This is a genomic window from Inquilinus sp. (genome assembly GCF_057815775.1).
In genome coordinates this window covers 1-5,098 of the sequence record NZ_JBYRFX010000475.1, presented here as the reverse complement: position 1 = coordinate 5,098, position 5,098 = coordinate 1, and the positions used below count along the sequence as shown (strand labels likewise).

Below are 5,098 nucleotides of genomic sequence, written 5' to 3'. Positions count from 1 at the left end.
TCGCCTCGATCAGCGCCTCGGTGGCGTCGGCATTCTCGCGGGCGAAGATCTCGGCCAGCGCGTCGCCGATGCGGCGCTGCCCGTCCTTGCGCAGCACCTGGATGCGCCAGGGCGCCAGCTTGCCGTGATCCGGCACCCGGGGGCCGGCGCGCAGGATGCGTTCCAGCGCCGCCGCGTCGGGGCCCGGCTCGACCATGTTCCGGGCCGGCACCGAGCGGCGCTGCAGCAGAAGATCGATCGCTTCCATGTTCGTCTCCGATGACCCGTCCCACCGGGACGCTATCTAAGAATCACTCTCAACACGAGAGATAGGAGCGCCGGCATCAAAAGTCCAGGTCGCGATAATGCGCCGGCGCCGGAATGCCGGGAACATGATCCTCCAGCAGCGGCCGGAAGCTCGGGCGTGATTTTATGCGCGAATACCATTGCCGCGCCTCCGGGTGGCTGTCCCAAGGCACGTCGCCGAGATAGTCGACCACCGAGAGATGGGCGGCGGCGGCGATGTCGGCCAGGCTGAACTCGTCGCCCGCCAGCCAGCGCCGCGACTCCGCGAGGTAGGAGATGTATTCGAGATGGTAGTGCACATGCTGCCGGCCGGCCCGGATGGCGTCGGAGCTGGGCGCCAGGCCGGTGCGCTTGACCCGCTTCATGAACTTCTCGCCGACCAGGTTCTCGGTCACCTCGCGGCCGAACTTCTGGTCGAACCAGACCAGCAGGCGCCGGGTCTCGGCCCGCCCCAGCGGGCCCTCGCCGAGCAGCGGCACCTCCGGGTGCATCTCCTCCATATACTCGACGATGACCCAGACATCGGTCAGCGTCGTGCCGTCCGGCTCGATCAGCAGCGGCACTTCACCGGTCGGATTGATGGCGAGGAATTCGGGTCGCTGCTCCCAGACACGCTCGACCTTCAGGTCGCAATGCAGATCCTTCTCGGCCAGCAGCAGCCGGACGATGCGGGATTGGGCGGAAAGCCAGATATGATAGAGGGTTCGCATGGCGCGCGGACTCTACCCGATGCCGCCGCGGTTGGGTAAGGGCCGCGTTGCAGTCCGACACCACATGCCACACCCGCGCAGCCACGGCTGGAACCTCACGCCCGCTCGTGCCTTGGTTCACTCGGCTGCGGCCAGCACCGCGGCCGGGGCCGGCCGGCACCACCACAGCAGGGCCAGTGCCTGCAGCGCCAGCGCCACGCCCCAGACCATGCGATGGCCGGCCGCCGGGTCGGCCGGGCCGAGGTCGAGCAGCACGCCGAAGCCGATCTGGAACAGGAAGGCGGCGCCGAACAGCAGCAGCGTCATGGCGGTGCTGACCCGGCCGGCGATCCGCGTCGGGAAGGCGCGCACCAGCAGGGCATAGGGCAGGATGCCGGCGCTGCCGAGGAAGCCATAGGCGGTCCACATCAATGGCGAGACGGTGCCGATCCCGGCCAGCAGCAGCGCCTGCACCGCGGCGAAGCCGATCATGCCGGCGGCGGAGGAGACCAGCAGCGACACCCCTGCCCGCTCCAGCCGCCGCGCCAGCCAGCCGAGCGCCAGGTAGCCGGCGACCATGGCCAGCCCCATGACGGCGACCATCGAGGCCACGGCCTGCGGCGTGGCGCCGCCGACCGCCTGCAGGAACGGGCCGGCCCACAGGCCCTGCACCGCCATGAACACGCCCTGACTGATCGCGGTCAGCGGCGCGATCCGCCAGAACACCCGGCTGCGCAGGATGGCGCCGAAGCCCGCCGGGGCGCCGTGGTGATGCGGCGACTCCGCCACCGGCCGGTCCGGCACCGCCAGCAGGATCGCCAGCGCCGCCACCAGGGTCAGGGCGGCGAGACCCAAGAACACGCCACGCCAATCGGTCACGGCCAGGGCCCAGCCGACCGGGGTGCCGGTGGCGACCGCCCCCATGCCGCCCAGCGCGAACAGCCCGCCATTGAGCAGCAGCAGCCGGTCCGCCGGGAACCACAGGATGAAGGCCTTCAGCCCCGCCATCAGGCAGGCGGAAACGCCGATGCCGATCAGGATGCGGCCGATCATCAGCGCGGCGAGGCTGTGCGCCGTGGCGAACAGCACGGCACCAATCGCGGCAACGACCAGCAGCGCCACCTCGACCCGGCGCGGGCCGTAGCGGTCGAGCAGCACGCCGAGCGGCAGCTGGCAGGCAGCGAAGGCCAGGAAGTACAGACTGGTCAGGATGCCGAGATCGGCGGGGCCGAGGCCAAGTTCCGACGCCAGATGCGGTGTCAGCACCAGATTCACGCCGCGGAAGACGTAGGACACGAAATAGCCCAGCGAGAACGCCAGGAAGATACGCAGACCGGCCAGCATCGCCCTGCCTTCGGCTTCGGAACGGGACGCGCACTCTCGCCCCGCTCGCCCCGCCGCGGCCAACGAAGGTTTTTGCCCGCGAATGTGAATCGGATTAGCAGTAGGGCATGGTCGACCATCTTCCCTCGATGCCGGCGCTGCGGGCGCTGGAGGCGGCGGCGCGGCTCGGCAGCTACAGCCGCGCGGCGGAGGAGCTGCACCTGACCCATGGCGCGGTCAGCCACCAGATCCGCCAGCTGGAGGCCCGGCTGGGGCGGCGGCTGTTCCGGCGCGAGGGCCACCGCATGGCGCCGACCGCGGCCGGAAGGCTGCTGGTCGAGGATGTCGGCCGCGCCCTGGCCATCCTCGACCGGGCCTTCGGCACTGGGGCGACGCCGCAGCAGCAGCACCAGCGCCGGCAGCGGCAGCCGCTGCGGGTGGCGACCCTGCCCTCCTTCGCCAGCCACTGGCTGGTGCCGCACCTCGCCGCCTTCCAGTCCGCCCACCCTGATATCGACATCGAGCTGATGACCAGCCACGAGGCGATGGACCTGGAGCGCGACGGCGTCGACCTGGCGATCCGCTTCGGCCGCGGCCGCTGGCCCGGGGCAATGGCGGCCAAGCTGCTGGACGAGGTGGTGTTCCCCACCTGCAGCCCGGCCTTCCTGGCGGCGCACCCGATCGCGGTGCCGGCCGATCTGGCCCAGCTGCCGCTGCTGCGCTTCCTCAGGCGCTCGGTCTGGGCGAACTGGTTCGAGGCCGCCGGCGCTGTGCCGTTCGAGCCGCAGGAGGGGGCGGTGTTCGACGACCCGGTGCATCTGCAGCAGGCGACCGTGGCCGGCCAGGGCGTCGGGCTGGTGCGCAGCCTGCTGGCGCAGGACGACCTGGTCCAGGGCCGGCTGGTGCGGCTGTTCGATGCCACCGTGCCAGCCAGCGGCGACTACTACGTCGTCTGGCGACCGGACCACCCACGGCAGCCGGCCATCACCGCCTTCCGCGACTGGCTGGTGGCGGCGATCACCGATCCGGCCTCAAGCTAAGCTGCAACCGGCAGGCGGAAGGCAGCGGCAAGGCCGCGCAACGCGCCGCTGAGCCTGATGTCGGACAGGCGCGAATGCAGCATGACGTCGGAGGAGGCGAGCACCGGCAGGCCGAGGCGTGGCCCGACATCGGTGGTGCCGGGCGGCGCGGTGCGGCGCGACAGCGGCGACACGCCGATGCCGGCCGTGGTGGCGGCCGACACTGCAGCGCTGCCGCCGCCGATGAAGCTCTCGGTCCAGGCGATGCCGGCAGCGTCGAGCAGGCGCAGCGCAATCGCCCGCATGCCGCACAGCGCCGACTGGGTCACCAGCGGCAGCGGGTCGCCCGGCCGGTGATGCCAGGCCGCGGCGGCGTACCAGCCGAAATCGTCGCGGAACATCACCTCGCCGTCGCGGCGGCCGGCGTCACGCCGGATGATCACGGCATCGATTGCGCCGGCGTCGAAGTCGTGCAGCAGCTCATGCGACAGGCCGAGCCGCACCTCCAGCGCCAGCCCGTGCCCCGCCACCCGGGCCAGCAGTCCCGGCAGTTCCGGCCCCGCGACATGGTCGCTGATGCCCAGCACCAGACGCTGCGGCCGGCCGGACACGGCAGCGACCGCCCCCTCCTCCGCTGCCAGCAAATCGCGCGCCCGCGGCAGGAAGGCCTCGCCCTGGGGAGTCAGCCGCACCAGCCGCGGCGTGCGTTCGACCAGCCGGACGCCAAGCCGGTCCTCCAGCCGTTTCAGCCGCAGGCTGATGCCGGACTGGGTACCGCCCAGCGTGTCGGCGGCGCGGGTGAAGCTGCCGAGATCGGCCACCAGGACGAAGGCGCGGACCGCGTCGAGATCAAGGGAGCGCATGGCCAGTCATTTCAGATTATCATCATTGATAGTGATATCGCGCTTGTTCTGAAATGATCAAGGCCGCGCTATAACCTGGGCAGCGGCACCCCGCCGCTCGACATCAGGAGACCACCATGCCCCTCGTCCGGATTTCCCTGCGCAAGGGCAAGCCCGCCGGCCACATCAAGGCCATACGAGACGCCGTCTATCTCGCCATGACCGGCAGCTTCGCCGTGCCGCAGAACGACCGCTTCATCCTGGTGCACGAGCATGACGAGACCGGCTTCGACTACGATCCGTCCTATCTCGACATCGCCAGGACCGACGATCTCGTGATCATCCAGATCACCGCCAACAACACCCGGACGACCGAACAGAAACAGGCGCTGTACCGTGACCTCGCCGACCGGCTGGCCGCGGCCCCGGGCCTGCGCCAGGAAGATGTGTTCATCAACCTGGTCGAGGTCGCTAAGGAGAACTGGTCGTTCGGCAACGGCATCGCGCAGTATGCTTGATACGGCAAAGGGCCGGCACAAGGCCGGCCCTTCTCCTGCAGCACTTGGTCCGGATCAGATCCGGCGGCGCGGCCCGGCCCCGGCGGCCCCGCCGGCCGCAGCCGCCGCGGCGGCGAGCAGCAGCGTGGCGAAGGTCAGGAAGCCGCCGCCGGCCGCGGCCTTGGCCGCCTGGTCGGCGACCGACTTGGCCTTGGCCGCGGCCTGGTCCTTCAACTGGTCGAAATCGGCCAGCGCCTTCTCGTAGCGGCCACGCGCCTCGTCCGGGGAGATGTTCAGCTGGGCGGCGACGATGGCAATGACCCGGTCCTTGGTGGCCTGGTCGTCGGCGTCGCCCGTGGCATGCCGGGTCAGGGCGGCGACGATCTCCTGCCGCGCCTGGTCGGGCGACAGGCTGGCGGCATCCGGCTGGCCGCCATTGCGGT

Annotated in this window: 7 protein-coding genes; 2 read left to right on the top strand and 5 right to left on the bottom strand. The window is 70.7% G+C overall.

Translation table 11 applies throughout. The features are described 5' to 3' along the window. The 3 genes from AC3XYG_RS16920 to AC3XYG_RS16910 form a co-directional block, all read right to left on the bottom strand. A partial coding sequence (locus AC3XYG_RS16920) for a nitroreductase family protein (protein WP_489141019.1) occupies nt 1-247 on the bottom strand: 247 nt, incomplete at its 3' end. 76 nt (nt 248-323) lie between these two features. Beyond that, complete coding sequence (locus tag AC3XYG_RS16915) at nt 324-995, bottom strand: glutathione S-transferase family protein (RefSeq protein ID WP_309793937.1); 672 nt, start codon at nt 993-995, stop codon at nt 324-326. Nucleotides 996-1,112: 117 nt separating this feature from the next. Further along, nucleotides 1,113-2,318, bottom strand: coding sequence for an MFS transporter (locus AC3XYG_RS16910; RefSeq protein WP_489141018.1), 1,206 nt, complete (start codon nt 2,316-2,318; stop codon nt 1,113-1,115). 107 nt (nt 2,319-2,425) lie between these two features. On the opposite strand from AC3XYG_RS16910, the gene gcvA reads away from it, so the two are divergent. Further along, on the top strand, nt 2,426-3,337 hold the full coding sequence (gcvA, locus tag AC3XYG_RS16905) for a transcriptional regulator GcvA (protein WP_489141017.1): 912 nt from the start codon (nt 2,426-2,428) through the stop codon (nt 3,335-3,337). On the opposite strand, the gene AC3XYG_RS16900 is transcribed toward gcvA, so the two are convergent. Then, entirely contained in the window at nt 3,334-4,179 is an 846-nt protein-coding gene (locus AC3XYG_RS16900) for a LysR family transcriptional regulator (RefSeq protein WP_489141016.1), read from the bottom strand. The genes gcvA and AC3XYG_RS16900 overlap by 4 nt on opposite strands. A gap of 116 nt (nt 4,180-4,295) precedes the next feature. Between AC3XYG_RS16900 and AC3XYG_RS16895 the strand changes: the two genes are divergently transcribed. Next, the gene (locus AC3XYG_RS16895) at nt 4,296-4,676 is read left to right on the top strand and encodes a tautomerase family protein (RefSeq protein WP_489141015.1); all 381 of its coding nucleotides are present in this window, start codon (nt 4,296-4,298) and stop codon (nt 4,674-4,676) included. 54 nt (nt 4,677-4,730) lie between these two features. On the opposite strand, the gene AC3XYG_RS16890 is transcribed toward AC3XYG_RS16895, so the two are convergent. Next, nucleotides 4,731-5,098 (bottom strand): hypothetical protein (locus AC3XYG_RS16890; protein WP_489141014.1); only part of this gene is annotated, 368 nt, incomplete at its 5' end.

Bases quoted from the DNA above. Each gene is read 5' to 3' on its own strand.
- AC3XYG_RS16900 (WP_489141016.1), bottom strand. From the start codon at position 4,179: ATGCGCTCCCTTGATCTCGACGCGGTCCGCGCCTTCGTCCTGGTGGCC.
- AC3XYG_RS16895 (WP_489141015.1), top strand. From the start codon at position 4,296: ATGCCCCTCGTCCGGATTTCCCTGCGCAAGGGCAAGCCCGCCGGCCAC.
- gcvA (WP_489141017.1), top strand. From the start codon at position 2,426: ATGGTCGACCATCTTCCCTCGATGCCGGCGCTGCGGGCGCTGGAGGCG.
- AC3XYG_RS16910 (WP_489141018.1), bottom strand. From the start codon at position 2,318: ATGCTGGCCGGTCTGCGTATCTTCCTGGCGTTCTCGCTGGGCTATTTC.
- AC3XYG_RS16915 (WP_309793937.1), bottom strand. From the start codon at position 995: ATGCGAACCCTCTATCATATCTGGCTTTCCGCCCAATCCCGCATCGTC.